Source organism: Nonomuraea sp. NPDC049152, assembly GCF_040648355.1.
In the GTDB taxonomy this organism is placed as follows: domain Bacteria; phylum Actinomycetota; class Actinomycetes; order Streptosporangiales; family Streptosporangiaceae; genus Nonomuraea.
Genome location: NZ_JBEZDO010000002.1, coordinates 104,766 through 131,125 on the forward strand (window position 1 = coordinate 104,766; position 26,360 = coordinate 131,125).

The following is a 26,360-nucleotide window of genomic DNA, read 5'->3' on the forward strand; positions in this document are numbered from 1 at the left end:
GGACGGCGGGATCACTCGTCGTCATCGTCGGGCGGGTCGGCCACCCGCCAGGCCGCGGTAAGCAGCGGGATCGTGTAGTGCGTCACGAACAGCGTCAGCGCCAGCGGCGCCAGCAGGGCCACCGGCACGGTGAGGGTGAGCTGGCCGTCCTTGTAGCTCCAGAGGTTGGCCAGCACGAACAGCGAGCCGAGCACCACGCTGGTCGCGCGGTGGGCGGAGGTGAAGGCCCTGCGCCGATCGTGCAGTTGCCGCTCGTCGAGGAAGCGCTCGGGCAGGTACAGGACGCCCTTGGTGGCCGCGTGGAGCCAGCCGACCACGGGAAGACCGACCAGCAGGCTGATCCCGAACATCGACAGGTAGACGTTGCGGGCCAGGTCGCTCGGCGCGTAGCGGGCGATGACCACCAGCCCGGCCCACAGCACCACCAGCGCCGCCGCGGCGACCGCGACCAGGCGGCGACGGGCCGGCCTGGTCGCCCACAGCCGGTTGGCCGGCATGTTCTCCAGGCGGTCGCGCCGCTTCTCCCACGTTCCCATCACGACCCCAGCCTGGCGAACGGATGGAGCGAGAAGACGACCTCCACCGGCACCTCGAAATATTCGGCGATCTTCAATGCGAGGAACAGCGAGGGGCTGTACTCGCCCCGTTCCAGGTAGCCAACCGTCTGGTAGTGCACACCCAGCGCCGCGGCCAGGTCCTTACGGGAGATCCCGCGCTCGGCCCTGAGCATCGGGATCCTGTTGTAGACGACCTCGTTCGACACCGAGAATCCTCACTTGCGAGTGACCCTGCGCAACAGCCACGGTGCCAGCACCATACCGGCCACCGCCCAAGCCCCCATCACCATCGCCGCGGTGCCGAGCTCCCACACGCCGTGCAGCTCGCCCGCCGCCGAGTCGAAGAACGCCGCCCGCAACGCGTGGGCCTGCCAGTAGAGCGGGAAGGCCTGCGCGATCCACTGCACCGCCTCGGGCATCATCCGCAGCGGGATCATCACCCCCGACATGATCATCAGGAGCATCGTCGGCAGTCCGATGACCGCCGCCGCGGCCTTCGCGGTCGGCAGCATGGCGCCGATCGCCGTGCCGAGCGGAACCACCGCGAGCGCGCCGAGCCCGACCACCCACAGCAGCGTCAGCCAGTTGGAGGGCGCGCCGAGCCCGCCGAGCGTGGCGCCGAGGACCATCATGATCGCCGAGTTCGCGATGATGTTCACCAGCAGCGAGACCGCCCTGCCGGTGACGTAGACGGGCAGGCCTTTCGGAAGCGCGCGCAGCCGCAGCAGCGCGCCCTCCTCCCTGTCGGCGGCGATCAGCATCGGCAGCGACATCACGCCCGCGGAGAACACGGTGAAGGCCATGAAGCCCACCGTCATGAAGGCGGTCATCCCGACCCCGCCGCCCGCCGGGTTGTCGCCGATCCACAACATCAGCAGGACGAACATCACCAGGCCGGCGAGCTGGCCGCTGAGCTCCTTGCCGTCCCGCATGATCGAGCCCTGCTCGATGAGGCCGCGCTTCACTCCCAGCGTCAACGTGTTCACGCCGCGCTCCTTTCCACCAGGTTGAGGTAGCTCTCTTCGAGGGTCGGCCGCCTGATCTCCAGGCCGGGGACGGGCCCGCCGTACTGCTGGTGCAGCCGCCACGCCAGCTCGGAGGGCTCGCCCGTCTGCTCGGCCCCGTCCCTCCAGCGCACCAGCGAGGGCGCCTGCACGGCGTCGGCCAGCTCGGCGGGCGTGCCGAACACCGCGATCCGCCCTTCGACCAGGACGGCGATGCGGTCGGCCAGCTTCTCGGCCTCCACCAGGTCGTGCGTGGTGAGGACGATCGTCGTGTCGAGGCTCTCGATCAGGTCGTGGAACTCCCTGCGCGCCTCCGGGTCGAAGCCCGTGGTCGGCTCGTCGAGGAAGAGCAGCTCGGGCCTGCCGACGATGCCGAGCGCCACGTCGAGCCTGCGCCGCTGGCCGCCGGACAGCCGGCCGACCTTGCCGGAGGCCTGCCTGGCCAGGCCGAGCGCCCGCAGCAGCTCGCCGGTGTCCCAGGGGTCCTGGTAGTGCGCGGCGACGTGGTCGATCAGCGTGGCGACCCGCCAGCGCGGGTGGTCACGCCAGTCCTGCAGCACCACGCCCAGCTTGGACCTCCAGGCGTCGTCGCCCCTGGCGGGGTCCTCGCCGAGCACCTGGACCTCGCCGCCCGTGCGGTGCCTGAAGCCCTCGAGGATCTCGATCGTGGTCGTCTTGCCCGCGCCGTTGGGTCCGAGGAGCGCCATGGTCTCGCCGCGCCGTACATCCAGGTCGACGCCGCGCAGGACCTCGCGCTTGCCGTACGACATCCGCAGCCCGCGGACGTTCACCACAGTATCCATGCTCTCGAATGTAGTACATCTACTACATTCGAGACAAGTTCTATGACGGCGCTGGCCGGATGGAAGGCTCTAGAGGCCGAGGGCCGCCATGGCGGAGTCGACGGCGGGCGGGCGCACGACCTCGGCGGGGAGGTCGGCGAAGGCCCAGGTGCAGTCGGCGAGCCCGCCCAGGGCCACCACCGCCCCCACCTGTGCGGCCAGGGGCGCGTCGGCGCCGACGAGCATCACGCCGAGTCGCTCCCGCCACCCGGTCACGGTCTCCAGCAGGCCGAGGTCGTTCAGCGTCGTCATCTCCCGCACCGCGAGCATCATGATGTCGCGATGGCGGTAGTGGAAGTCGAAGTAGCCCTCCAGCAGCGCCCTTGGCTCCATCTCCCGGTGGGCTGTCGCCTCCTCGAGGAAGGCCCTGCCGTCCTCGATCAGCGGCACGATGATGCTGCGCACCAGCTCCTCGCGTGAGGCGAAGTGGTAGTAGAGCGCCGGCTTGGTGATCCCCAGCCGGTCGGCGATCTCCTGGAGGCTGGTCCGCTGCACGCCCTGCGTGATGAACAGCTCGCGGGCCACCTGCTGAATGCGTTCTCTGGTGTTTCCTCGTGCCACGCGACTCAGCTTACTTATCGATCGGTAAAGACGTATGCTTACTTATCGATAAGTAAGGAGGGCTCCATGAACATCCTCATCTCCGGAGCGAGCGTCTCCGGCCCGGTGTTGGCCTACTGGCTGAAGCGCTACGGATTCCCCCCGACCGTCGTGGAGAAATCGCCCACCCTGCGTAAGTCGGGTGGTCACGCGGTCGACCTGTTCAAGCCGGCCATGGACGTCGTCGAGCGCATGGGCGTGCTGGACGCGATCACGGAAAGGAGGACGGGCACCGAGTGGCTCACGATGATCAGGCGGGGCGCCGCCAAGCCGGTGAGCATCCAGGTCTCCAGGCTGATGGGCGGCATCTCCGCCAGGCACGTCGAGATCATGCGCGACGACCTCGCCGAGGTCCTCCACGACGCGACCAAGGACGACGTGGAGTACCTCTTCGGCGACTCCATCACCTCGATCTCCGACGACGGCGAGGTCACCTTCGAGCAGGCCGCGCCGCGCCGCTTCGACCTGGTGGTCGGCGCCGACGGCCTGCACTCCAACGTGCGGCGGCTGGTCTTCGGCCCGGAGTCCGGCTTCACGCGGTGGCTGGGCGCCTACATCGCGGTCGCCACCATCCCCAACTACCTCGGCCTCGACGGCAGGATGGCCGGTATGCCCACCGTCGACAGGATGGTCGGCGTCTACGGCGCCGGCACCATGGACGACGCACGGGTCTTCTTCTTCATGCGGCCCGCCGGGCAACTCGACTACCACTACCGCGACACCGCGCGGCAGAAGGCCCTGCTCCGCGAGCAGTTCGCGGACCTGGGCTGGGAGACGCCCAGGCTGCTCGACGAGATGGACCGCGCCGAGGTGTTCTACTTCGACTCCGTCACCCAGCTGCGCATGGACACCTGGTCACGCGGCAGGGTCACGCTGGTCGGCGACGCGGGCTACTGTCCGGGGCCGGCGGTCGGCGGCAGCACCAGCATCGCGGTCGTGGGCGCCTACGTGCTGGCAGGGGAGCTGGCCCGGGCGAAGGGTGACCACACCCGCGCCTTCGCCGCCTACGAACATGAGATGTCGGAATACGTGCGGCGAAGCCGCGCCTTCGCCGTGACCGCCGCCAAGCGCCTCATCCCCGGCAGCAGGGCCGAGGTATGGGCGCTGATCAACGGCGCGCGCCTGTTCACCAGCCTGCCCACCGCCCTCACCAGGGCGATCACCAGGCGCGGCGGTGGCAACCTCGGCATGCACGACACGTTCGAACCGAAGGACTACAGCGCTCTCACGCCAGCACGCCCGCCTGCCTGAGCTTGGCCGCCCGCTCCCGGTCCAGCCCCCACGCCGTCAGGTCCTCCAGCCTGGTGGCGGGGGACAGGTCCGGTTCGGGGGTGCCGAGCAGGCGGGGCGCGGGCACGGGCTGGGTGACCTCGCCGACCGTGGTGAACGCGCCGCGCGCGGTGTTGTGCGGGTGCGCGGCCGCCTCCGCCATGGACAGCACGGGTGAGACGCACGCGTCCGAGCCCTCGAAGACCGCCTCCCACTCGGCCCTCGTCCGCTCCTTGAAGGCGGCCTCCAGGCGGAGCCTCAGCACGGGCCACTGGGCGGGGTCGCCCCTGTCGGGCAGGTCGTCGAGGCCCGCCCTGGACACGAACTCCGCCCAGAACTGGGGCTCCAGCGCGCCCAGCGCCATGAACCCGCCGTCGGCCGTCTCGTAGGTGTCGTAGAACGGCGCCCCCGTGTCGAGCAGGTTGGTGCCGCGCGGGCCCCATCCCGACCGGTAGAACATCGCGAACAGCATGGCCGCGCCGTCCACCATCGCCGCGTCGACGACCCTGCCCCTGCCGGTCCTCTCGCGCTCGAACAGGGCCAGCAGCACGCCGTACGCGAGCATGAGGCCGCCGCCCGCGAAGTCGCCGAGGATGTTGATCGGCGGCGTGGGCTTGTCGCCCGCGCGCCCGAGCATGGACAGCACGCCCGAGATCGCGATGTAGTCGATGTCGTGGCCGGCGGTCGTGGCCAGCGGCCCCTCCTGGCCCCAGCCGGTCATCCTGCCGTAGATCAGACGCTCGTTGACCGCGTGCATGTCGTCGGGGCCGATGCCCAGGCGCTCGGCCACGCCGGGCCTGAAGACCTCGATGACCACGTCGGCGTTCGCGGCCAGCTCCTTGAACGCCGCCACTCCCTCCGCCGACTTCAGGTCGAGCCCGATCGTGCGCTTGCCGCGATCCATCACGTCCGTGCGCGGACGGTCGGAGACGGCCGCCACCCTGTCGACGCGCAGCACCTCGGCCCCGTGGTCGGCGAGCATCATCCCGGCGAAGGGCCCGGGCGCGAGCCCGGCCAGCTCCAGCACCTTCACTCCTGCCAGCGGTCCATGAGTCATGTTCAAGAACTTTATTCGGTACGGCTGCGCCGCGACAGTCCCAGTAAGATCGACACACCGCTCTGTCGGGCGGACGGCCCGCACGCTTGGCAGGGGTATGGGAAACTTGCGCCTTATGGCTTCGGAATCCGATCAGCTGATCGCCCATCGCTACCGCCTGGCCAAAGAGCTGGGCAGGGGCGGCATGGGCGTGGTCTGGGAGGGCCACGACACGCTGCTGAACCGGTCGATAGCGATCAAGGAGGTGTTACTCCCGCCCGAGCTGCCCAAGCCCGACAGGGAACGCCACCTGATGCGCACCGCCCGCGAGGCGCGCACGGCGGCCAGGCTCAACCACCCGAGCGTCGTGGCCGTCTATGACGTCGTGGAGGAGGACGGCCGCCCGTGGATCATCATGGAGCTGGTCCGCGCGCCCGCCCTCGACGAGGTCGTCGCCACCCACGGCGCGCTGCCGATCAGGGAGGCCGCCGACGTCGGCCGCCAGGTGCTGTCGGCACTGAAGGCCGCCCACGAGGTGGGCATCCTGCACCGCGACGTCAAGCCGAGCAACATCCTGCTGTGCGACGACGGCCGCGCGGTCCTGACCGACTTCGGCATCGCCACCGCCGAGGGTGACAGCTCCCTCACCAGGACCGGCATGGTCACGGGCTCGCCCGCCTTCCTGGCGCCCGAGCGGGTCCGCGGCCTCGAGGACATCGGCCCTGCCTCCGACCTGTGGTCGCTCGGCGCGACCTTGTACGCCGCGCTCACCGGGCGCTCGCCGTTCGAGCGGGGCGAGCCGATGGCCACCCTGTCGGCGCTGCTGGGGGAGGAGCCCGACTACCGCAGGATCCCTCCCGCGCTGCACCCGGTGCTGAAGGGGCTGCTGAAGAAGGAGCCCGAGGAGCGGCTGACCGCGGCCGAGACCGACGCGCTGCTCCTCGCGATCGGCGAGCAGCAGGCCGCCAAGCACGACGACGATGACGACCGGCCGCCCTCCCGCAGGCGCGGCAGCCGTACGACGCTGATGGCGGCCGCGGTGGCGGTCCTGGTCGTGACCGTGGGCGCGGGCGCCTACCTGAAGCTCGCCCCCGAGGCGGCGCAGGGCAGCGCGCGAGTGCCGCAGGCCAAGGCCAGCACCCTGGCCTCGACGCCGCCCGCCACCCACGCTCACTCGGCGACGCCCTCGCCCACCCCCACGCCGACCGTCTCCAGGACGCCCGTCGCCCTGACCCGGCTGTGGACCTCGCCCGACGGCTGGTCGATCCAGCGGCCGACCAGGTGGAGGGGTGCCCGTGCCCAGGCCTACACGCAGTGGACCCGGCCCGACCGCTCCGCCCATCTCGGCGTCGAGGAGCAGTACGCCACGCTCGACCCGCACCAGATCCTGCGCGACGCGGAGGAGGGCATGACCGCGGCCACCGACGTGCGGACCGTGCGCCGCAAGGCCGCCGCGCAGGGCGCGGTCGACTGGGAGTTCACCTGGACCGCCGCCCCCGGCCACCCGTGGGCGACGGAGGGGCGGCTCTACCATGAGGTACGGCGGGCGATGGTGGCGGGGAACACGGCGTACGTGGTGTCGTGGACGGTCGCCGAGGAGCAGTGGCGGCGGCACGGCCGGATGATGCGCCAGGTGATGGGCAGCTTCACCCCGGGCACCTGAGGCGCGACCAGGCTGCCGCGGCCGGGGGCCCGGCGGGTGTGGTCAGGGGCCTGTCGCCGTCCTAGGGTCGGCCTCATGACCCCATGGAACCTGCTGGCCCTCGCCCCGCTGCCGCCCGACGCCCTGCGCGGCCTGCTCGCCCCGCTCGGCGAGCGCGTCACGCTCGTGACCGCGCGCGACAGGGCCGCGATGGAGGCCGCCCTCCCCAAGGCGGAGCTCGTGCTCGGCGACTGGAGCGGCAGCCTCGCCATGGACGCGGCCGCGGTCGCCGCCGCCCCGCGCCTGGCCTTCGTCCAGCAGCCGTCCGTGGGAGTCGACGGCCACGACCTGGCCGCGCTGTCGGCGGCGGGGGTTCCGCTGGCCAACACCGCGGGGGTCAGCGCGACGGCGGTGGCCGAGTGGTGCGTGGGCGCGGCCCTCGCCCTGGCCCGCCGCCTGCCCGCCGCCGACGCGGCCGTCCGCGCAGGCGAGTGGCCGCAACTCGACCTCGGCCCCCGCGAGCTGTCAGGCTCCCGCGTCGGCATCGTCGGCTACGGCCCGATCGGCGAGCACTGCGCCCGCCTGTTCGAGGCGTTCGGCTGCCAGGTCTCGCACTGGACGCGGACGCCGCGCGGCGCGGGCTACGCCCCGCTCGACGAGGTCGTCGCCACCTCCGACGTGCTGGTCGTGGTGATCGCCCTGTCCGACGAGACGCGCGGGCTCGTCGATCCCGCCGCGATGAGGAAGGGCGCATACCTCGTCAACGCCGCCCGCGGAGGCGTCGTCGACCAGCGGGCGCTGGCCGCCGCGCTGCGCGAGGGACACCTGGCGGGCGCGGCCCTCGACGTCTTCGAGAGCGAGCCGCTGCCGGACGGAGACCCGCTGCGCGACCTGGAGAGCGTTCTGCTCTCGCCGCACGTGGCGGGCGTCACACCTCAGACGACCGGTCGGCTGATCTCCGCGGTCCTGTCCAACCTGGCGGCCGCGCTCGACGAAACCAAGATCATCAACGTCGTCAACGACGCCCCGACGCAGGTCCGCAGGCGGGTCGCGTCTGGTAAGTAGAGTTTCCTGTCGGTTCGCCGACCGGTAGGGGCTTTACCTGGGACGATAGGAAGTTTTCGGGCGTTTAACGACCCCGACCTGTTCGATGCTGATTTGGAGAGATACGGTCTCTACGGACGATCTCGACCACAGCTTCTGGGGGTGTTTCTGTGACAACGATGTCGGCACACCAGCGGGCCGTCGAACAGATCAGGCAGTCCTACGCCGAGATTCCCGCGGACGCGGCTCCTCGGCTGGCCAAGGCGACCTCGAACCTGTTCAGGTTCCGTGACTCGGGCAAGGCCGCCAAGCTGTCGGCCCGCGACCTCGACGAGGTCATCAGCGTGGACCCGGTCAGCATGACCGCCGAGGTCCAGGGCATGACGACCTACGAGGACCTCGTCGACGCCACGCTGCGGCACGGGCTCATGCCGTACGTCGTGCCGCAGTTGAAGACGATCACGCTCGGGGGAGCGGTGACGGGGCTCGGCATCGAGTCGACCAGCTTCAGGGACGGCCTGCCGCACGAGTCGGTCGAGGAGTTGGAGATCCTGACCGGCGAAGGGCGCATCGTGGTCGCTCGCGACGACAACGAGCACCGCGATCTGTTCAGGGCCTTCCCCAACTCCTACGGCACGCTCGGCTACGCGCTCAGGATCCGGATCAGGCTCAAGAAGGTCCAGCCGTACGTCAGGCTGACCCACCTGCGCTTCACCGACGCCGCCAAGTGCATGCTGGCCATGCAGGAGATCTGCGAGCAGATGGTGCACGACGGGGAGCCGGTCGACTTCGTGGACGGCGTGTTCTTCGACCCGTCGGAGATGTACATCACGCTCGGCCGCTTCGCCGAGCGCGCGCCGTACACCTCCGACTACACGGGGATGCGCATCTACTACCAGTCGATCCAGAAGCGGGGCCGCGACTGGCTGACCGTCCGCGACTACCTCTGGCGCTGGGACACCGACTGGTTCTGGTGCTCGCGGGCGTTCGGCGTGCAGCAGCCGCTGGTGCGGTCGCTGATGCCGCGCAAGTGGATGCGCTCCGACGTCTACCGCAGGCTCGTCGCCCTCGACCGCAGGTACGGCGTGGTCGCCAGGGTCGACAGGTGGCGCGACGCCCCCGTCCAGGAGTCGGTCATCCAGGACGTCGAGACCCCGGTCGAGCGGGGTGCGGAGTTCCTCGAGTTCTTCCACGCCAAGGTCGGCATGACCCCGGTGTGGATGTGCCCTCTCCGATCGTCGAGCGAGTGGCCGCTGTACCCGTTGGAGACGGGCAAGCTCTACGTCAACTTCGGCTTCTGGGGCATGGTCCCGCTGCCGCGCGGACAGTTCGACGGCTACTACAACCGGCTGATCGAGAACGAAGTGCACGACCTCGACGGGCACAAGTCGCTCTACTCGACCTCTTTCTACGCCCGTGAGCAGTTCTGGCAGCTGTACAACGGCGATGCTTACTGGCCGGTCAAGCGGGAATACGACCCGAACGGTCGCCTGCTGGACCTGTACGACAAGTGTGTGCGGGGAAGGTGAGAGATGGCTCTGGCGAGCATCTTTGAGAAGATCGTTGGTGCGAACACCAACATCGCGTTCATGGCCTACGACGGTAGCAAGGCCGGTCCTGACGGCGCCGACGTGCGCCTCGAGGTGAAGTCCCCCATCGCCGTGGCCTACCTGGCCCAGGCGCCGGGCGAGCTCGGCCTGGCCAGGGCGTACGTGTCGGGACACATCGACGTCCACGGCGACATGTACACCCTGCTCGACCGCATGTGGAACATCACCACCAACGACCTGACGATGGCGGAGAAGATCGACGCCGTGCGGGCTCTTGGCACGAAGCCGCTGCTGATGCGCGTTCCTCCGCCGCCTCAGGAGATGCGCAGGAGCACGCTGGCCAGGCTCGGCTCACGCCACGCCAAGCAGCGTGACGCCGAGGCGATCCACCACCACTACGACGTGTCCAACCGCTTCTACGAGTGGGTGCTCGGGCCTTCCATGGCCTACACCTGCGCCGTCTTCCCCCGTGAGGACGCGACCCTCGAAGAGGCTCAGTACACCAAGTTCGACCTGGTGGCCAAGAAGCTGGACCTCAAGCCCGGCATGCGCCTGCTCGACGTCGGCTGCGGCTGGGGCGGCATGGTCATGCACGCCGCGCGCGAGTACGGCGTCAAGGCGATCGGCGTCACGCTGTCCAAGCAGCAGGCGGAGTGGGCGCAGAAGGCGATCGTGGACGCGGGCCTGCAGGACCTGGCGGAGGTCCGCTTCATGGACTACCGCGACGTGCCCGAGGGCGACTTCGACGCCGTCAGCTCCATCGGCCTTACCGAGCACATCGGCAAGGACCAGCTGGCCGGCTACTTCTCCGGCCTGTACGGCAAGCTCAAGCCGGGCGGCCGGCTGCTCAACCACTGCATCACCCGCCCGACCAGCACCGAGAAGACGATCAACAAGGGCGGCTTCATCAACCGCTACGTCTTCCCCGACGGCGAGCTCGAGTCGGCCGGCTACCTCATCTCGATGATGGAGAACACCGGCTTCGAGGTCCGCCACGAGGAGAACCTGCGCGAGCACTACGCCCGCACGCTGAAGTTCTGGTGCGACAACCTGGACGACAACTGGGAGGACGCCCTCCAGGAGGTCGGCCAGGGCACCGCCAGGGTCTGGCGGCTCTACATGGCCGGTTGCATCGTCGGCTTCGAGCGCAACAAGGTCCAGCTCCACCAGGTCCTCGGCGTCAAGCTCGACAGGGACGGCGGCGCGGACGTGCCGCTGCGCCCCTCCGTCGACTGGCCCTGATCAGCACGTCGAGAGGACCGCGTCGCCCGGTGGGCGGCGCGGTCCTCTCGCGTCACGGGGTGGGGGAGAGCGCGGCCAGGCCTCTTCTGGCGTAGGTGATGCTGCCCGAAAGGAGCGTCACGCCCGACAGCACGCCACTGACGAACGGCACCCATGCCAGGGCGGAGGTGAACGACATGACCAGGCCGATGATCCCGAGGACGGTCAGCACCACGCCGGGGATCATGATGCTGGGCTCCTTCCACACCGGAGCCAGCGCGACGAAGTGGACGCCCACGATCAGGGCGATCCACGCGACGTTGGTCTCCACGGGGCGCTCCATCACGCGCAGCACCTGCAGGCCGCCGAACAGCAGGATCGCCTCCGCGGCGACGATCAGTAGATAGCCGCGGCCGAACATGGTGCCGCCCTCGGGCGGCTGGGGAGGCTGGGCGCCCGACCTGAGACGGCGTCCGGCGCTGAACCACAAGAAGAGCGCATACGCCGCGGCGAGAGCCGCGGCCACGCGGAGGACGGTCGCGATCACGGAGCCGAGCGGTCCCGGCGCGTTGACTATCACGAATACCGCCCCAAAGACGGCACCGACCAGCATTCCGGTCAGACGATTCTGCATGACCGCAAACGATACCGCCTGTTATCTTCTTTCGCGGAAGTATGCGTTCGCCGCAGAACTGAACATCAGCACCATTGCTCCCAGTACTGCCGCCAGGTGCAGGACGCGGCTGAGGGTGAAGACGTAAGTCAGCACCTCGGCGGAGGCGTAGAACTCCGTGACGGAGTTGCCCGCGAGCAGCCACCGGATGGGCTCGATCACCAGCGACAGGGTGCCGAAGACACCGAGCGTGACGGCCAGCGCGATCCTGGCCCAGTTACGGCCCTGGCGCAGGCACACCGCCAGGAAGACGGCGCCGGCGAACACCGCCAGCCGGAACGCGAGGCCACCGGCGAATGAGGAGAAGGACTCGCCCGCCGACAGTGCCTGACCGACGGCGAGGGCGGCCTCGAAGGCGCCCGCGCCGACGGCGGCGAACCAGAGGGTGGAGGAAGCCCTGACGGGAGCGGGGACGGGCGCGGGGGCCGTCTGTGTGGGGACCATGCACCCAGTGTTCACGCGCGCCCATGACCGGATCAGCCCTGCCCGCACCCATGTCGGGGGTAGGGAGCGCCCTACCCCCGATCGGAGGTGATCTCGTCGGTGGCCTCCTGGAAGGCGTTCGCGGCCTTGCCGAAGTAGTCGAACAGCGTCGCGCGCTGCTCCTCGGTGTAGTCACCGAGCAGCTCCGCCAGTCGCTGCCTGGCGCCCCTGAGCGCCTCGTCGAGCCGGGCGGGCCTGCCGGAGGCCTCGACGATCACCTTGCGCCGGTCGGTGGGGTCGGCGACCCGCCTGACGTACCCGCTCTGCTCCAGGCGGTCGATCAGCCTGGTGGTCGCGCCCGTCGTCAGCCCCGCACGCGTGGCCAGCTCGCCCGAGGTCAGCGGACCCGACAGCTCCAGCGTGTTGAGCGCGTAGAGGTCGGTGGCGTTGAGCCCCGCCGATTCGGCGCTGGCCAGGCTGTGCAGGACCACCGCGCTGAGGTAGTGCCGGAAGACCACGCTCGATTCCATCGGGGGATTCCTCTTCTCGCGCAAGTGTTGCACTAAGGAAGATATCATTTCCGCGGGGATGTCTCCGAGCGCGTCCGCAGGCCGGGCGGTGCCGGGCGGCGCCGTCAGCGCAGCTCGCGCTTGAGGATCTTGCCTGTGGCGGTCATCGGCAGGCTCTCGCGGAACTCGACGATACGGGGGTACTTGTACCCGGCCATGTTCTCCTTGCACCAGGCGACCAGCTCGTCCTCGGTGATCGAGGCGCCCGCGTTCAGGATGATGTACGCCTTGACCTCCTCGCCGTGCGACTCGTGCGGGATCCCGACGACCGCGGCCAGCGAGACCGCGGGGTGGGTCATCAGGACCTCTTCGAGCTCGCGCGGGTACACGTTGAACCCGCCGCGGATGATCATGTCCTTGGCCCTGTCGACGATGGCGTAGTAGCCGTCCTCGTCGCGGGTGGCGATGTCGCCGGTGCGGAACCAGCCGTCGTTCATGACCTCGTCGGTCGCCTCGGGCCTGTTGTAGTAGCCCTTCATGACGTTGTGGCCGCGGATGGCGATCTCGCCGGGGCCCTCGCCCTCGATCGTCTTCCAGTCGCTGTCGACCAGCCTCATCTCCACGCCCCAGATCGGCGTGCCGATGGTGCCCGGCTTGGTCGGCCGGCCGAGCTGGTTGAAGCTGGCCACGGGGGAGGTCTCCGACAGGCCGTACCCCTCGAGGATGCCGATGCCGAAGGTCCGCTCGAAGTCGCGCAGCACCTCGACGGGCGCGGAGGCGCCGCCGGCCACGGCGAGCTTGAGCGAGGTGGGCACCTCGGCCCCCTCGGCGTGGATCTTGGTGAGCATGCCCCAGAACATCGTGGGCACGCCCGCGAAGAACGTCACGTTCTCCTTGAGGATCAGCCCGAGGGCCTCGCCAGGGTCGAAGCGCGGCATGAGCACGAGTGTGCCGCGGCGGCGGAAGCCGGTGTTCATCACGACGGTCTGGCCGAAGGAGTGGAAGAGCGGGAGAACGGCCAGGTAGATGTCGCCGCCGGGCGTGCGCGGGAACATCTCGTCGCTCACCATGGCGTTCATCAGCATGTTCTGGTGGCTGAGCTCAGCGCCCTTGGGCTGGCCCGTCGTGCCGGAGGTGTAGAGGATGACCGCGGTGTCCTCGGGAGCGGTCTGCACGGTCTGGAACTCGCCCGGCATGCCGTTCAGCGCCGCCCAGATCGACTCGCCGTACTCGGACTCGGTGGCCAGCGGCGTGGCCGGCAGCACGAAGAAGTGCTCGCACCGCTCGGCGGCCTCGAAGCCCGCCTTACCGCGCTCGCCGAGCGGCAGCTCGGGGGTGCCCTCGAAGCAGAACAGCGCCTTGGCGTCGCTGTCGTCGAGGTGGTAGGCGATCTCCCTCGACTGCAGCAGCACGTTCAGCGGCACGACCGTCGCGCCGGCCTTGAGGATGCCGAAGTAGACGAAGGGGAAGTAGGGCACGTTCGGGCAGGCGAGCGCCACCTTGTCACCCTTGCCGACGCCCCGCGCGACCAGCAGGTTCGCCACCTGGTTGGCGATCGTCTCCACCATGGAGTACGGCAGGCGCAGATCGCCGAAGACGACGGCCGTGTCGTCGGGCGCGGTGCGGGCGCTGTCCTCGAGGACGATCGACAGGTTGAGCATGGGCAGGCCTTCCTCCCTCGCGCTTACTCCTACGCGCGACATCTTGGCAGCAACTACATACCAGCCGGTAGGTAACAAAGGTTACAGATGCATATGGACGAGGTGCGCCGGGTGAAGTATGCACGTCCTGTGGAGTATGACTACGTGATCGTCGGCGCGGGCTCGGCGGGCTGCGTGCTGGCCAACAGGCTTTCCAGGAACCCCTCGGTCACAGTGGCGCTGGTCGAGGCGGGTGGGCAGGACGACAGGCTGGAGATCCGCATGCCTGTCGCCTTCGCCAAGCTCTTCAAGAGCGACCTCGACTGGAACTACTCCACCGCCAAGCAGGAGGAGCTGGCCGGGCGCGAGCTCTACTGGCCGCGCGGCCGCGTGCTCGGCGGGTCCTCCTCGCTCAACGCCCAGATGTGGGTGCGCGGCCACCGGCGCGACTACGACCAGTGGGGCGTTCCCGGCTGGGGTTACGACGACGTCCTGCCGTACTTCCGCAGGGCCGAGCGCCGGGTCGGCAGCAACACCGGCGGCGTGTACGGCGAGGCGGGACCCGTGCACGTCTCCGAGCTCCGCAGCCCCAGCCCCGCCACGCTGGCCTTCCTGAAGGGCTGCGAGGAACTGGGCATGTCGAGGCTCGACGAGCTCAACGGGCCGTCGAACGAGGGCTGCAGCCCCACCCCCGTCACGCAGAACCGCGGCCGCAGGTGCAGCGCCGCCGACGCCTACCTCAAGCCCGTCCTCAGGCGGCGCAACCTGACCGTCGTCACCGGCGCGCGGGTCGAGCGCGTGGTCTTCGACGGCAGGCGGGCGGTCGGCGTCGAACTGGCCGCCGCTCAGAACGGCGGCACCAGGATCACCGCCAGGCGCGAGGTCGTCCTGTCGGCGGGCGCGATCGGCTCCCCGCACCTGCTGCTCCTCTCGGGCGTCGGCGCGGCGGGCGAGCTCGGGCAGGCCGGCGTGCCGGTGGTCCACGACCTGCCGGAGGTCGGCCGGAACCTGCAGGACCACCTCGCCTCGGCCGTCTACATGAGCTGCCCGCAGCCGATCACGCTCACCAAGGCCGCGGAGAGTCTCGGGAACCTGCTGCGCTACCTCGTGCTGCGCGACGGCCCGCTGACCACGAACGTGGGAGAGGCCGTCGCCTTCGTCAGGACTTCGCCCGACGAGCCCGCACCCGACATCGAGCTGGTCTTCGCGCCCGGGTTCTTCTTCGAGCACGGGCTCGTCGCGCCCACCGAGCACGGGCTGACCATCGGCGCGGTGCTGCTGCAGCCGGAGAGCAGGGGAAGGGTGGCGCTGAGCGGCCGCGACGCGGTCATCGATCCCCGCTATCTGTCGGCCGAGGCCGATCTGCGCAGGCTGGTGGCGGGGTTGGGGACGGCCAGGAGGATCTTCGAGACCGGTCCGCTCCGGCCGTACGTCTCGGGGCCGATGGCGCCCTACGCCGGGCAGAGCGGCGACGAGGAGCTGGCGCAATGGGTGCGCGAGCGCGCGGAGACGCTCTACCACCCGGTGGGCACCTGCAGGATGGGCGCGGACGCCGACTCGGTGGTGGACCCCGAGCTGCGGGTGCGCGGCGTGGAGGGGCTGCGGGTCGCCGACGCCTCGATCATGCCGACGCTCAACCGCGGCCACACCCATGCCCCCGCCGTCATGATCGGCGAGAAGGCCGCCGACCTGCTGACCTCCACCTGACGAAGGGCTCTCACCGGACGGCGTGGACCCTTGACGTAAGTGAACACTTGCGTCAACGATGGACGGCATGGACATCGATCTGTCGCAGATCCCGTTCTGGGGACTTCCACAGGCCGAGCGGGTGGACGCCTTCAGGCGGCTGCGCGAGCTGGACCGTCCGGTGTTCGTCAAGGAGAACGTGGTCCCCTTCATCGGCGCGGGCGAGGGCTACTACGCCCTGGTACGGCACGCCGACGTGACCGAGGCCAGCCGCAACGCGGGGGTGTTCAGCAGCGAGCCGTGCTCCAACAGCATCCCCGACATGCCGCGCTGGCTGGCCGTCTACTTCGGTTCGATGATCAACATGGACGACCCGCGGCACGCCAGGCTGCGCAGGATCGTCTCCAGGGCGTTCACGCCGCGCATCCTGGCGAAGATGGAGGACGACCTGGCCGTGGCGGCGGCCGAGATCGTGGACGCGGCGATCAAGGAGGGGCCCGGCGACTTCGTCGAGCAGATCGCCGCCAGACTCCCGGTTCGCGTCATCTGCGACATGATGGGAATTCCACCGAAATTTCATGACATGGTGCTGCGCCGTACCAACGTGATCCTCGGCAACGCCGACCCCGAGTACACCGGCATCAGCCCCGACCTCAACCGCTGGAACGTCGCCAAGGGCCTCGGCAAGCTCCTGCACGCGGGCCACTCGCTCAACCGGCTGGCCGCCGCGCTCGGCGACGAGCGGCGCAAGCGCCCCACGGGCGACCTGGTCAGCCTCCTGGTCAACGGCGAGGAGCGGCTCACCTCCCAGGAGCTCGGCTCGTTCTTCATCCTGCTGGTCGTGGCGGGCAGCGAGACCACCCGCAACGCCATCGCCTACGGGCTCAAGCTGTTCACCGACCATCCCGAGCAGCGCGAGCACCTCATGGCCGACTTCGACGGGCGGATCGTCAAGGCGTGCGACGAGATCGTGCGCTACTCCACCCCGGTGATCCAGTTCCGCAGGACCGTCACCCAGGACCACGGGATGTACCGGAAGGGCGACAAGGTGCTGCTCTTCTACAACTCCGCCAACAGGGACGAGTCGGTCTTCACCGACCCCGACGCCTTCGACATCACCCGCGACCCCAACCCGCACGTCGGCTTCGGCGGTCCTGGGCCGCACTACTGCCTCGGCGCGCACCTGGCGCGCAGGGAGATGACCGTCATGTTCCGCGAGCTGTTCACCAGGCTGCCCGCCATCCGCGCCGTGGGCGAACCCGACTTCCTGCTCTCGAACTTCATCAACGGCGTCAAGCACCTGCGGTACGCGCACTGATGGGAGAGGAGGGGCGTGGCACACTTGCCGCCATGGAGATCAGGACTGTCCATGCCAACGGGCTGGAGTTCGCGTATCTGGCGTTAGGCGAGGGCCCCCTCGCCCTCTGCCTGCACGGCTTCCCCGACACCGCGCACACCTGGCGTCACCTGATGCCGGAACTGGCCGAGCGCGGCTACCGCGCGGTCGCGCCCTTCCTGCGCGGCTACGCGCCCACCGAGATCCCCGCCGACGGCGCCTACGAGGCCGCGGCGCTCGTCGCCGATGTCCACGCCCTGCACGAGGCGCTCGGCGGCGACGAGCGGGCCGTGGTCATCGGCCACGACTGGGGAGCCGTTCCCGTGTACGGCACGACCGGCCGCTTCCGCAAGTCGGTGGCCATGGCCGTGCCGCCGATCGGCGCGCTGCTGGCCGGGTTCATGGAGTACGAGCAGCTCAAGCGCTCCTTCTACGTCTTCCTCTTCCAGACGGGCCTGGCCGAGAGCGCCGCCGCCGCACCCGGCTTCATCGAGGGGCTGTGGCGCGACTGGTCCCCGGGCTACGACGCCACCCGCGACCTGGAGTTCATCAGCAGGAGCATCGGCGCGCCCGCCAACCTCGCCGCCGCCATCGGCTACTACCGCGCCATGCTCGGCACCACCCCGCCCTCGGGCCGCTATCCCGTCCCTCTCGCCCCCGACAGGCCCGTCCTCTACCTCCACGGCGCCCAGGACGGCTGCCTCGGCGAGCACCTGGTCAAGGACGCGCTCGCGCATCTGCCCGAGGGCTCCAGGGTGGAAAGGGTCGCGGGGGCGGGCCACTTCCTGCAGCTGGAACGCCCCCGCGAGGTCAACGACCTGATCCTCTCCTGGCTGGAGGGCTGAGGACCGCGATCGCCGGGTGCCTGCCCATGAGGCTCAGCCGGATCGCCCTGTCCACCGCGAATCCCGGCGGTTCGACGGCGTCGGGCAGGAGGGCGACCACCCTGCCCTGGGGCGTCAGCACCCGCCGCAACTCCCGCCAGAGCCTGTCGTGGTCGGCGGAGAGCAGCCCTCCCGCGGCCACCTGGCGTTCCCACGGCGGATTGACCAGCACGACGTCGACGCTGCCCGCGGGCAGCGGGACCCGGCCCGCGTCGGCCACCAGCCACCCGATCCGATCGGCGTCCGCCGTGTTCCCTGCGGCCACCCGCACGGCCTCGGGGCTGAGGTCCGCGCCGAGGTAGCGGGGCGAAGGGGCCGACGCGCGGGCCTCGATGAGCGTCGTGCCCGCTCCGCAGCACGGGTCGAGCACCGAGCGCGCCCGCTCCAGCCCCGCCAGTCTGGCCATCGCCGCCGCCACCGGCGGATGCAGCGTGCCGGGCACCGTGGCGATCTTGTACGGCCTGCGGTGCAGCGGCCGGTCGGCGATCCGCAGGCCGATCACCGCCTCGTCGCCCTCCACGCTGACCCGCCAGGACAGCGTGCAGGGCGGCGGCGGTCCATGCCTCCTCGAGTGGTACGGCACGCCGAGCCGCCCGGCCAGCTCGGCCCCCACGGCGTCCTCGATGTCGTAGCGCGTGAACGTGCGCCTGCCGAGGAAGGAGGCGGACACGTCCACGCCCTTCACCTCCGGCGAGCCGCCGAAGGCCGCCTTCAGCGCCACCACCGCGGCGGCGTCCACCTCGCGCGCGGCCGCGCGCAACCGGGTGAGGGCGGCCTTGGTGTGTCCGATCCGCCCGGCCACGGCGGCCGCCAGCAGCACGTCGTCGGCCGTCCGCAGTCCCAGCACGCCGGCATCGGGGACCGTACGCCTGAACCACACCTCGCGGTGCCTGTGCCGGACGGCACCGCCGATTTCCTCGGCCACCAGCGGCTCCAGGCCGCGGACAGTCCTGGCCACCAGGAGCGTATGCACTTGTCTTCTCCCACGTCGCGACCCGGGGCGGCGGCATGCCGTCCCGCATCACCGGCGGTGGGCTGGTGTTCGCATCATGCGGCCGCGGCCCGCCGGCGGATCGTCAACGTCGGAAGAAGAACGTCACGCGGCAGAACCTAGCGGGCGCCGCGAGGCCGGTTCAACGCATTTACGGCCGCAGGCCGACCCCGGGCACGACCGCCTCGGGCGCCACGGCGTCTACCTGCCCAGCACGAGGCTGACGTTGTGCCCGCCGAACCCGAACGCGTTGACGAGGACCGCGCCGTGGGGGAGCGGAGCGGCCGACCCCCGCACCACGTCCAGGTCGATCCTCGGGTCGAGCGAGTCCAGGTTGATCGTCGGCGGCACGAGGCCCTCCACGATCGAGCGCACCGCCGCGACCGCGGCCACGCCGCCCGCGCCCCCGCACAGGTGGCCGAGCATCGACTTGATCGCCGTCACCGAGGGATGCCCGCCGACGGCCCTGCCGATCGCCTCCGCCTCCACCGGGTCGCCCTCGGGGGTGGAGGTGGCGTGCGCGCTGACGTGCCCCACGTCGACCGGGTCGAGCTCGGCCTCCCGCAGCGCCGTCGTGATGGCCCTGGACTGCCCTTCGACGTCGGAGGCGGTGATGTGGACCGCGTTCGACGTGACCGCCGCCCCCGCCAGCGTGGCCAGCACGCGGGCGCCGCGCGCGGCGGCGAACTCGGCCCGCTCCAGCACGACCAGGCCGGCCCCCTCCCCCAGGACGAAGCCGTCCCTGCCCGCGTCGAACGGCCTGGAAGCCCGCTCCGGCTCGTCGTTGCGCTTCGACAGCGTCCTGGCCTGGGCGAACCCGGCCAGCGTCAGCGGGTGGACGCACGCCTCCGCGCCGCCCGCGACCACCACGTCGGCCCTGCCGAGCCTGATCAGGTCGAGGCCCATCGCGATCGCCTCGGAGCCGGACGCGCACGCGCTCACAGGAGCGTGGGCGCCGCCGCGCGCGCCGAGCTCGATGCTCACCCAGGCGGCGGGGCCGTTGGCCATGAGCATGGGCACCGTGTGCGGCGAGACCCTGCGCACGCCCTCCTTCTCCAGGATGTCGTCCTGGCCGAGCATGGTCGTCGCGCCGCCCGTGCCGGTGCCGATCACCACGGCCAGCCGTACCGGATCGACCTGGGGGCTGCCCGCGTCCGCCCACGCCTCCCTGGCCGCGACCAGGGCCACCTGTTCGCATCGGTCGAGGCGGCGGGCCAGCGGCCTGCCGAGCACCTCGGCGGGATCGTCGGCCAGCAGCGCCGCGATCCGCGCGGGCAGGTCCCACTCCGTCGTCTGGACGCCCGAGCGGCCGGCCAGCAGCCCCTCCCACGTCGTTGTCACGTTCCCGCCCAGCGGGGTGGTCGCGCCGAGCCCGGTGATCACCACGTCAGATCTCATGCGTTCCACGCTGCAGGGTGATGATCGCCCGCGGGGATGACGCAACCGACGAACGTCGGCGCCGGATCTTGTCGGACTCGCACACAATCTTGACGTAAGTGGTCACTTTCGCCAACTATGGAGTTCATGACGCTTGTGGACTTCGACCTGTCGGACCAGGCTTTCTGGGCGCTGCCCATGGCCGAGCGCGAGGCGGCGTTCGCCCGGCTGCGCGCACTGGACGAGCCCGTCTTCTTCGAGGAGATGGAGGTGTCCTTCGCGCCGAAGGGCCCCGGCTACCACGCTCTGGTACGGCACGCCGACATCCTCGAGGCCAGCCGCAACCCCTCGGTCTTCTGCTCGGGCGACGGCGGCGCGACCAACATCCCCGACATGCCCGCCGAGTTCACCGAGTACTTCGGCTCGATGATCAACATGGACGACCCGCGGCACGCCAGGCTGCGCCGTATCGTCTCGCGGGCCTTCACGCCCAAGATGATCAAGCAGTTCGAGGCGGACGTGGAGTCCGCCGCCGCCCGCATCGTCGACGACCTGCTGGCCAAGGGGCCAGGCTGCGACTTCGTCACCGAGGTGGCAGCCCGCCTGCCGCTGAAGATCATCTGCGACATGATGGGCATCCCGGAGAAGGACTACCAGTTCGTCTTCGACCGCTCGAACTTCATCCTCGGCGGCTTCGACCCCGAATACACCGGCTCGGACGTCAGCGACATCGCCACGCGCCTGCTCAACGCGGGCTTCGAGCTCCAGCAACTCGTGCAGGACCTGGCCGCCTACCGCGCCGACCACCCCACGGCCGACCTGACCTCCTCGCTGGTCAACGCCAACCTCGACGGTGAGCGACTCACGCTGCAGGAGCTCGGCTCCTTCTTCATCCTGCTCGTCGTCGCCGGCAACGAGACCACCCGCAACGCCATCTCCTACGGACTGCGCCTGCTCACCAAGAACCCCTCCCAGCGGGCGCTGCTGGTCTCCGACATGGAAGCGCACCTGCCCGGAGCGGTGGAGGAGATCGTACGGCTGGCCTCGCCCGTCAACTTCATGCGCCGCAAGGTCACCCGCGACTTCGAGATGAACGGGCACCTCTACAAGGCGGGCGAGAAGGCCGTCCTGTTCTACTGGTCGGCCAACAGGGACGCCGCCGTCTTCACCGACCCCGACGTCTTCGACATCACCCGCAGCCCCAACCCCCACGTCGGCTACGGCGGGCCAGGCCCGCACTTCTGCCTCGGCGCCCACCTGGCCCGCAGGGAGATCACGGTGATGTTCCGCGAGCTGCTGCACAGGGTGCCCGGCATCGAGGGCGGCAGGCCCGATCGCCTGCACTCCGCCTTCATCAACGGCATCAAGCACATGGAGTGCACGTTCTGACGCCGCTTCCGCGAGGTCAGGAGGCGGCGGTCGCCTTGATCTGCTTGAAGACGCTGTTGATGTCGGGCAGCAGTTCCTTCTGCTCCGACGGCACCGACATGTAGACGATCGCGGGCATGTCCGCGCCCGTGCTGATCGCGGCCGCGACCACGGTCGTCTTCACCCCGTCGACCGTGATCTCGTAGGCGTTGAGCTGCGCGGGCAGGCCGCCGACCTTCAGCGCCTGGGTGGCGGTCTTCTTGGCGTCGTTCGGGGTGGAGAAGTACAGCTTTCGGGCCGACACCACGACGGCCTTGATCACCGGCTCGAGGTTCTCAGGCGAGGTGTAGGCGCCGGCCAGCTTGGCGGGCAGTGGGCCCGTCATCACCTGGGCGACGATCTGCTTGCCCGCCGCGTCGGTCCCCGCAGGGGCGAACTGGCGGGTGCTGTAGCCGAACGTGGACTTCATGGTGCTGCGCAGGTCAGGCTTCCACGGGCCGCCGAGGCGCGGCACGGAGATGCCGGCGGTGGGATCGGCGGTGAGGCCCGTGACGGGGGACGGGTCGCCCTGGAACCGGGGCAGGCGGCCGACGGACGGCTTCTTGGTGGGGGGATTCTTCTTTGGGGGCGCCGACGAGGAGGGCTCGGCGGACGGGGCGGCCGACGAGTCGGAGGCGAGCGGCCCCGCGATGAAGGCCCACACGAGGGCGGCGACCAGCGCGATCGCGACCGAGCCCGCCAGGGCGTAGATCCAGACGGGCTTGCCCGGTCCTTCGTCGGCGTCCTCCTCGCCCATGGCCTCGTAGTTGTCGCCGAAGACGGTGTTCCAGAGCTCCTGCTGGCGCTCGGGAGGAGGGGTGCGGGAGCCGCTGATCTGCCCTGCGGTGACGAAGCGGTTGTCGGGGTCGGAGGGGTCGCGGCTCAAATTGGCGCCTGGGCGCGGCTCGCCGGGCGCTCCCTGCGGTGGGGCGTCGGGAGCGGGCATGCCGGGTGCTGCCGCGTGGCCGTTGCCCATGGCGGTGGGATCGGCGGGGTGGTGCTGCGGCGGGCCCTGGACCGGCGGCATCCCGGGCTGCGGCGCGAGCCCCGCCTGGCCGCCCGCCACGCGCGGGTCGACCGCCTGCGGGTGGCCCACGGGCGGGTAGCCCCCCTGCGGAGGGGCCGGCGGGTGGGCGCCGAGCGGATCGCTCGCCTGCTGGTGGGGCGGGGGCGGGTCGAGGCGGGGGTGGGAGGGGCTGGTCCCCGCTCCGAGCGGGTCGGCCGGGTCGATGCCGAGCGGGTCGTGTCCCTGAGGCGCGATGCCGGACTCCCTCGGCGGCCACGGCGCGGGCGTGGACAGGTTGGACCAGGCGGGCAGCGGCTCACGGGTCGGTGGCGACTGTTCGGGCCAGGCGGGCGACGAGCCACCGGCGCGAGGGGCGTCGGGCCACGAGCCCGAGGCGGGCTCGATGCGCCCCGCCTCCGGCCAGGAGGTGGGAACGGGCTCGTCACGCGGGGTTTCGGGCCACGACGTCGGCACATCAGGCCAGGACGGCGGCAAGGGTGACGCTCCGGAATTCTCCGTTGCCATTGCTGCCGTACCTCCCGAGGTTATGTCCGGATTGGACGCACCCGGCATGATCTCATGCGATGCCGGTGGTTCCGCAGCAAAACGTGAGAAGCCAGTGGGATCGGTCGGCGGGTCCTGCATGGGCAGGTCGTCGGGGTCCCATCCGGGCTCAGCTGGGCGCGCCACGGTAACGAGAGTAATCTAAAGGGACATAAGAGGTCACATGGGGCGTAGGTGCTCGAGTGGGGAGAGCGAGGACCGAAGCAGGCGCGGTTGGGAAACGCTGCATACATCACCAACAGGTCTCGCAGGAGCAGAAGCGTCCATTGTGCCCGGGGATCCTGGCCTGGGCGTGGCTTTCCCGGAAGACGAGGGGTTGCGGGCTGCGCTAGTCTTGACGTATGCGTTCCGCGACCCAGCTCCTTAGCGGGCCGCGACGGCCGTCGAGCTGAACTCCCGCCGTCGCGGCAACCCCTCGTTGCGGGACGAGGGGTTTTCTTATGGGTCAAATCAAACCGAAGGAAAATCGCCGTGAGTGAGTACGATCCGCAGGCGCTGCAGGCCAAGTGGCAGCAGCGATGGGAGGAACAGGACCCCTTCCGGGCGAGCGAGGACGCCGCCGACACCCGGGAGCGGCGCTATCTGCTGGACATGTTCCCGTACCCCTCTGGCGACCTCCACATGGGCCACGCGGAGGCGTTCGGCCTGGGCGACGTCGTGGCGCGCTACTGGTTCCAGAAGGGCTACAACGTCCTGCACCCCATCGGCTGGGACTCCTTCGGCCTGCCTGCGGAGAACGCGGCGATCAGGCGCAACGCCCACCCCGCCGAGTGGACCTACGCCAACATCGAGACCCAGGCGGCCTCCTTCAAGCGTTACGCGATCGCCTTCGACTGGTCCAGGCGGCTGCACACCAGCGACGCCGAGTACTACAAGTGGACCCAGTGGCTGTTCATCCGCTTCTTCGAGCGCGGCCTGGCCTATCGCAAGGGCGGCCTGGTCAACTGGTGCCCCAACGACCAGACCGTGCTGGCCAACGAGCAGGTCGTCGCCGGCAGGTGCGAGCGCTGCGGAGCCGAGGTGGTCCGCCGCGAGCTGACCCAGTGGTACTTCAAGATCACTGACTACGCTCAGCGGCTGCTGGACGACATGGACCAGCTGCAGGGCAGCTGGCCCGACCGCGTGCTGGCCATGCAGAACAACTGGATCGGCCGCTCCACGGGCGCGGACGTGCGGTTCGAGATCGAGGGCCGCGACGAGCCCGTCACCGTCTATACCACCCGCCCCGACACCCTGTACGGCGCGACGTTCTTCGTCGTCGCCGCCGACTCTGCGCTGGCCGACGAGATCTGCGACGACGTCCACAGGGAGGTCTTCGAGGCCTACCGGCGCCGAGTGGCCAAGCTGAGCGACATCGAGCGGCTGTCCACCGAGAAGGAGAAGACCGGCGTCTTCCTGGGCCGCTACGCGATCAACCCGGTCAACGGCGAGCGGATCCCCGTCTGGGCCGCCGACTACGTGCTGTCCGACTACGGCCACGGGGCCATCATGGCCGTGCCCGCGCACGACCAGCGCGACCTGGACTTCGCCCGCACCTTCAACCTGCCGGTCAAGGTGGTCGTCCACACCGGCATGGCCGACCCCGGCGAGACCAGCGTCGCCACCCCCGGCGAGGGCCAGCTGGTCAACTCGGGCCCGCTGGACGGCCTGAGCAAGATCGAGGCGATCGCCAAGATCATCGAGGTGCTGGAGGAGCGCGGCGCCGGCACCGCCACGGTCAACTTCCGCCTGCGCGACTGGCTGCTGTCGCGCCAGCGGTTCTGGGGCACCCCGATCCCGATCATCCACTGCCCCGACTGCGGAGAGGTCCCCGTCCCCGACGACCAGCTGCCCGTCACGCTGCCCGACGTGCGCGGCGAGGCACTGGCCCCGAAGGGCATCTCCCCGCTGGCAGGCGTGAGTGAGTGGGTCAACGTCGAGTGCCCCAAGTGCGGCGGCGCCGCCCAGCGCGACACCGACACGATGGACACCTTCGTCGACAGCTCCTGGTACTACCTGCGCTACACCGACCCGGCCTACGCCGACGGCCCGTTCGACGTCGAGAAGGTCCGCGAGTGGGGCCCGGTCGACCAGTACGTCGGCGGCGTCGAGCACGCGGTGCTGCACCTGCTGTACTCCAGGTTCTTCACCAAGGTGCTGTACGACATGGGCATGGTCGACTTCACCGAGCCCTTCACGCGCCTGCTGAACCAGGGCCAGGTCATCAACCAGGGCAAGGCGATGTCCAAGTCGCTGGGCAACGGCATCGACCTGGGCCAGCAGATCGACGCGTTCGGCGTCGACGCGATCCGCCTGACGATGGTGTTCGCCGGTCCGCCCGAGGACGACATCGACTGGGCCGACGTATCGCCCTCCGGCTCGCAGAAGTTCCTGGCCAGGGCCTTCCGTGTCTTCACCGAGGTGGAGAGCGAGCCGGGCGTCGCCTTCGAGGGCGGCGACCTGGAGCTGCGCAAGGTCACGCACAAGACGGTCGACGAGGTCACCAAGCTGATCGAGACCCACCGCTTCAACGTGGCGGTGGCCCGCATGATGGAGTTGACCTCGGCCCTGCGCAAGGCCATCGACTCCGGTCCTGGCGGCTCCGACCCTGCGGTCCGTGAGGGTGCGGAGGCGCTGGCCGTCATGCTGTCGCTGGCCGCGCCGTACACCGCCGAAGAGGGCTGGGAGCGGATGGGGCGCAGCGGCTCGGTGTTCCACGCGGGCTGGCCCGTCGCCGAGCCCGCGCTGCTGGTGGAGGACTCGGTGACGTGCGTCGTGCAGGTCGCGGGCAAGGTCCGCGACCGGCTGGAGGTCTCGCCCGACATCTCCGAGGGCGACCTGCTGGAGCTGGCGCTGAGCTCGGAGAAGGTGCGGGCGCTGGTGCCCGGCGAGCCGCGCAAGGTGATCGTCCGCGCGCCGAAGCTGGTCAACATCGTTCCGTAGCGGTTCCCGTGCGGTGCGGCTCTTCTGAGCCTCCCGTACGGCACGCGGGGTCACGGCCACCGGGGTCACCCGGTGGCCGTCCGCTTTTCACGCGTGCTCCAGCGTGACTTCGCGGCTCGCCGTCACGTCCGGTTCCCTGCTCCTCATACCTGACAGGCCGTGGCAGGTATGCGGCGT

23 protein-coding genes are annotated in these 26,360 nt (G+C 70.1%); 10 read left to right on the top strand and 13 right to left on the bottom strand.

Annotated elements, in window-relative coordinates:
- Positions 1–11: 11 nt before the first annotated feature.
- From AB0B45_RS04320 to AB0B45_RS04340, 5 genes are all read right to left on the bottom strand, one after another.
- On the bottom strand, positions 12–539 hold the full coding sequence (locus tag AB0B45_RS04320) for a hypothetical protein (RefSeq protein WP_358125070.1): 528 nt from the start codon (positions 537–539) through the stop codon (positions 12–14).
- Positions 536–730 carry a helix-turn-helix transcriptional regulator gene (locus AB0B45_RS04325; RefSeq protein WP_203946469.1) on the bottom strand — a complete coding sequence of 65 codons (195 nt, stop codon included), beginning with the start codon at positions 728–730 and terminating at the stop codon, positions 536–538. Before AB0B45_RS04325 ends, AB0B45_RS04320 begins: the two co-directional genes overlap by 4 nt.
- 42 nt (positions 731–772) lie before the next feature.
- Positions 773–1,543 carry an ABC transporter permease gene (locus AB0B45_RS04330; RefSeq protein ID WP_358125073.1) on the bottom strand — a complete coding sequence of 257 codons (771 nt, stop codon included), beginning with the start codon at positions 1,541–1,543 and terminating at the stop codon, positions 773–775.
- A complete protein-coding gene (locus tag AB0B45_RS04335; protein WP_358125075.1) occupies positions 1,540–2,364 on the bottom strand; it encodes an ABC transporter ATP-binding protein in 825 nt (274 codons plus the stop codon). The genes AB0B45_RS04330 and AB0B45_RS04335 overlap by 4 nt, the downstream gene beginning before the upstream one ends.
- 69 nt (positions 2,365–2,433) lie before the next feature.
- Positions 2,434–2,964, bottom strand: coding sequence for a helix-turn-helix domain-containing protein (locus AB0B45_RS04340; protein WP_358125079.1), 531 nt, complete (start codon positions 2,962–2,964; stop codon positions 2,434–2,436).
- Positions 2,965–3,030: 66 nt separating this feature from the next.
- On the opposite strand from AB0B45_RS04340, the gene AB0B45_RS04345 reads away from it, so the two are divergent.
- Positions 3,031–4,254 carry an FAD-dependent monooxygenase gene (locus tag AB0B45_RS04345; protein ID WP_358125082.1) on the top strand — a complete coding sequence of 408 codons (1,224 nt, stop codon included), beginning with the start codon at positions 3,031–3,033 and terminating at the stop codon, positions 4,252–4,254.
- On the opposite strand, the gene AB0B45_RS04350 is transcribed toward AB0B45_RS04345, so the two are convergent.
- Positions 4,229–5,329, bottom strand: a complete 1,101-nt coding sequence (locus tag AB0B45_RS04350) for a CaiB/BaiF CoA-transferase family protein (protein WP_358125085.1) — start codon at positions 5,327–5,329, stop codon at positions 4,229–4,231. The genes AB0B45_RS04345 and AB0B45_RS04350 overlap by 26 nt on opposite strands.
- A gap of 115 nt (positions 5,330–5,444) precedes the next feature.
- Here AB0B45_RS04350 and AB0B45_RS04355 point away from each other — a divergent pair, with 115 nt between their 5' ends.
- From AB0B45_RS04355 to AB0B45_RS04370, 4 genes are all read left to right on the top strand, one after another.
- The gene (locus AB0B45_RS04355) at positions 5,445–6,971 is read left to right on the top strand and encodes a serine/threonine-protein kinase (RefSeq protein WP_358125088.1); all 1,527 of its coding nucleotides are present in this window, start codon (positions 5,445–5,447) and stop codon (positions 6,969–6,971) included.
- A gap of 75 nt (positions 6,972–7,046) precedes the next feature.
- Complete coding sequence (locus tag AB0B45_RS04360; protein ID WP_358125090.1) at positions 7,047–8,015, top strand: NAD(P)-dependent oxidoreductase; 969 nt, start codon at positions 7,047–7,049, stop codon at positions 8,013–8,015.
- Positions 8,016–8,173: 158 nt separating this feature from the next.
- Positions 8,174–9,523: an FAD-binding oxidoreductase gene (locus tag AB0B45_RS04365; RefSeq protein ID WP_358126245.1), complete on the top strand. Its 1,350-nt coding sequence runs from the start codon at positions 8,174–8,176 to the stop codon at positions 9,521–9,523.
- Positions 9,524–9,526: 3 nt separating this feature from the next.
- Positions 9,527–10,786 (top strand): class I SAM-dependent methyltransferase, encoded by a 1,260-nt coding sequence (locus AB0B45_RS04370; RefSeq protein ID WP_358125092.1) that lies wholly within the window; start codon positions 9,527–9,529, stop codon positions 10,784–10,786.
- Positions 10,787–10,838: 52 nt separating this feature from the next.
- On the opposite strand, the gene AB0B45_RS04375 is transcribed toward AB0B45_RS04370, so the two are convergent.
- The 4 genes from AB0B45_RS04375 to AB0B45_RS04390 form a co-directional block, all read right to left on the bottom strand.
- Positions 10,839–11,399: a hypothetical protein gene (locus AB0B45_RS04375; RefSeq protein ID WP_358125095.1), complete on the bottom strand. Its 561-nt coding sequence runs from the start codon at positions 11,397–11,399 to the stop codon at positions 10,839–10,841.
- 21 nt (positions 11,400–11,420) lie between these two features.
- Entirely contained in the window at positions 11,421–11,882 is a 462-nt protein-coding gene (locus AB0B45_RS04380; protein ID WP_358125098.1) for a hypothetical protein, read from the bottom strand.
- A gap of 71 nt (positions 11,883–11,953) precedes the next feature.
- Complete coding sequence (locus AB0B45_RS04385) at positions 11,954–12,391, bottom strand: MarR family transcriptional regulator (protein ID WP_358125101.1); 438 nt, start codon at positions 12,389–12,391, stop codon at positions 11,954–11,956.
- Positions 12,392–12,495: 104 nt separating this feature from the next.
- Entirely contained in the window at positions 12,496–14,031 is a 1,536-nt protein-coding gene (locus AB0B45_RS04390; protein WP_358125103.1) for a long-chain fatty acid--CoA ligase, read from the bottom strand.
- Positions 14,032–14,142: 111 nt separating this feature from the next.
- On the opposite strand from AB0B45_RS04390, the gene AB0B45_RS04395 reads away from it, so the two are divergent.
- From AB0B45_RS04395 to AB0B45_RS04405, 3 genes are all read left to right on the top strand, one after another.
- Entirely contained in the window at positions 14,143–15,717 is a 1,575-nt protein-coding gene (locus AB0B45_RS04395; RefSeq protein ID WP_358125106.1) for a GMC family oxidoreductase N-terminal domain-containing protein, read from the top strand.
- A 67-nt stretch (positions 15,718–15,784) separates the two neighbouring features.
- Entirely contained in the window at positions 15,785–17,014 is a 1,230-nt protein-coding gene (locus AB0B45_RS04400) for a cytochrome P450 (RefSeq protein WP_358125108.1), read from the top strand.
- Between the two features lie 32 nt (positions 17,015–17,046).
- Positions 17,047–17,877, top strand: coding sequence for an alpha/beta hydrolase (locus tag AB0B45_RS04405; RefSeq protein WP_358125111.1), 831 nt, complete (start codon positions 17,047–17,049; stop codon positions 17,875–17,877).
- Here AB0B45_RS04405 and AB0B45_RS04410 read toward each other — a convergent pair.
- Both AB0B45_RS04410 and AB0B45_RS04415 read right to left on the bottom strand, forming a co-directional pair.
- A complete protein-coding gene (locus tag AB0B45_RS04410) occupies positions 17,843–18,889 on the bottom strand; it encodes a methyltransferase domain-containing protein (RefSeq protein WP_358125114.1) in 1,047 nt (348 codons plus the stop codon). The two genes, AB0B45_RS04405 and AB0B45_RS04410, sit on opposite strands and share 35 nt — an antisense overlap.
- A 219-nt stretch (positions 18,890–19,108) precedes the next feature.
- Positions 19,109–20,305 carry a beta-ketoacyl-[acyl-carrier-protein] synthase family protein gene (locus AB0B45_RS04415; protein ID WP_358125117.1) on the bottom strand — a complete coding sequence of 399 codons (1,197 nt, stop codon included), beginning with the start codon at positions 20,303–20,305 and terminating at the stop codon, positions 19,109–19,111.
- A 126-nt stretch (positions 20,306–20,431) separates the two neighbouring features.
- On the opposite strand from AB0B45_RS04415, the gene AB0B45_RS04420 reads away from it, so the two are divergent.
- On the top strand, positions 20,432–21,673 hold the full coding sequence (locus AB0B45_RS04420; RefSeq protein WP_358125120.1) for a cytochrome P450: 1,242 nt from the start codon (positions 20,432–20,434) through the stop codon (positions 21,671–21,673).
- Positions 21,674–21,689: 16 nt separating this feature from the next.
- Here the strand turns inward: AB0B45_RS04420 and AB0B45_RS04425 are convergent, their stop codons facing one another.
- Positions 21,690–23,171 (bottom strand): hypothetical protein, encoded by a 1,482-nt coding sequence (locus AB0B45_RS04425; RefSeq protein WP_358125123.1) that lies wholly within the window; start codon positions 23,169–23,171, stop codon positions 21,690–21,692.
- A gap of 555 nt (positions 23,172–23,726) precedes the next feature.
- On the opposite strand from AB0B45_RS04425, the gene leuS reads away from it, so the two are divergent.
- Positions 23,727–26,183 carry a leucine--tRNA ligase gene (gene leuS, locus AB0B45_RS04430; protein ID WP_358126248.1) on the top strand — a complete coding sequence of 819 codons (2,457 nt, stop codon included), beginning with the start codon at positions 23,727–23,729 and terminating at the stop codon, positions 26,181–26,183.
- Positions 26,184–26,360 lie beyond the last annotated feature (177 nt).

Excerpts from the sequence above, each read along its gene's own strand:
- AB0B45_RS04325 (WP_203946469.1), bottom strand. The coding sequence starts at position 730 with ATGCTCAGGGCCGAGCGCGGGATCTCCCGTAAGGACCTGGCCGCGGCG.
- AB0B45_RS04335 (WP_358125075.1), bottom strand. The coding sequence starts at position 2,364 with ATGGATACTGTGGTGAACGTCCGCGGGCTGCGGATGTCGTACGGCAAG.
- AB0B45_RS04345 (WP_358125082.1), top strand. The coding sequence starts at position 3,031 with ATGAACATCCTCATCTCCGGAGCGAGCGTCTCCGGCCCGGTGTTGGCC.
- AB0B45_RS04350 (WP_358125085.1), bottom strand. The coding sequence starts at position 5,329 with ATGACTCATGGACCGCTGGCAGGAGTGAAGGTGCTGGAGCTGGCCGGG.
- AB0B45_RS04355 (WP_358125088.1), top strand. The coding sequence starts at position 5,445 with ATGGCTTCGGAATCCGATCAGCTGATCGCCCATCGCTACCGCCTGGCC.
- AB0B45_RS04360 (WP_358125090.1), top strand. The coding sequence starts at position 7,047 with ATGACCCCATGGAACCTGCTGGCCCTCGCCCCGCTGCCGCCCGACGCC.
- AB0B45_RS04365 (WP_358126245.1), top strand. The coding sequence starts at position 8,174 with ATGTCGGCACACCAGCGGGCCGTCGAACAGATCAGGCAGTCCTACGCC.
- AB0B45_RS04370 (WP_358125092.1), top strand. The coding sequence starts at position 9,527 with ATGGCTCTGGCGAGCATCTTTGAGAAGATCGTTGGTGCGAACACCAAC.
- AB0B45_RS04375 (WP_358125095.1), bottom strand. The coding sequence starts at position 11,399 with ATGCAGAATCGTCTGACCGGAATGCTGGTCGGTGCCGTCTTTGGGGCG.
- AB0B45_RS04380 (WP_358125098.1), bottom strand. The coding sequence starts at position 11,882 with ATGGTCCCCACACAGACGGCCCCCGCGCCCGTCCCCGCTCCCGTCAGG.
- AB0B45_RS04385 (WP_358125101.1), bottom strand. The coding sequence starts at position 12,391 with ATGGAATCGAGCGTGGTCTTCCGGCACTACCTCAGCGCGGTGGTCCTG.
- AB0B45_RS04390 (WP_358125103.1), bottom strand. The coding sequence starts at position 14,031 with ATGCTCAACCTGTCGATCGTCCTCGAGGACAGCGCCCGCACCGCGCCC.
- AB0B45_RS04400 (WP_358125108.1), top strand. The coding sequence starts at position 15,785 with ATGGACATCGATCTGTCGCAGATCCCGTTCTGGGGACTTCCACAGGCC.
- AB0B45_RS04405 (WP_358125111.1), top strand. The coding sequence starts at position 17,047 with ATGGAGATCAGGACTGTCCATGCCAACGGGCTGGAGTTCGCGTATCTG.
- AB0B45_RS04415 (WP_358125117.1), bottom strand. The coding sequence starts at position 20,305 with ATGAGATCTGACGTGGTGATCACCGGGCTCGGCGCGACCACCCCGCTG.
- AB0B45_RS04420 (WP_358125120.1), top strand. The coding sequence starts at position 20,432 with ATGACGCTTGTGGACTTCGACCTGTCGGACCAGGCTTTCTGGGCGCTG.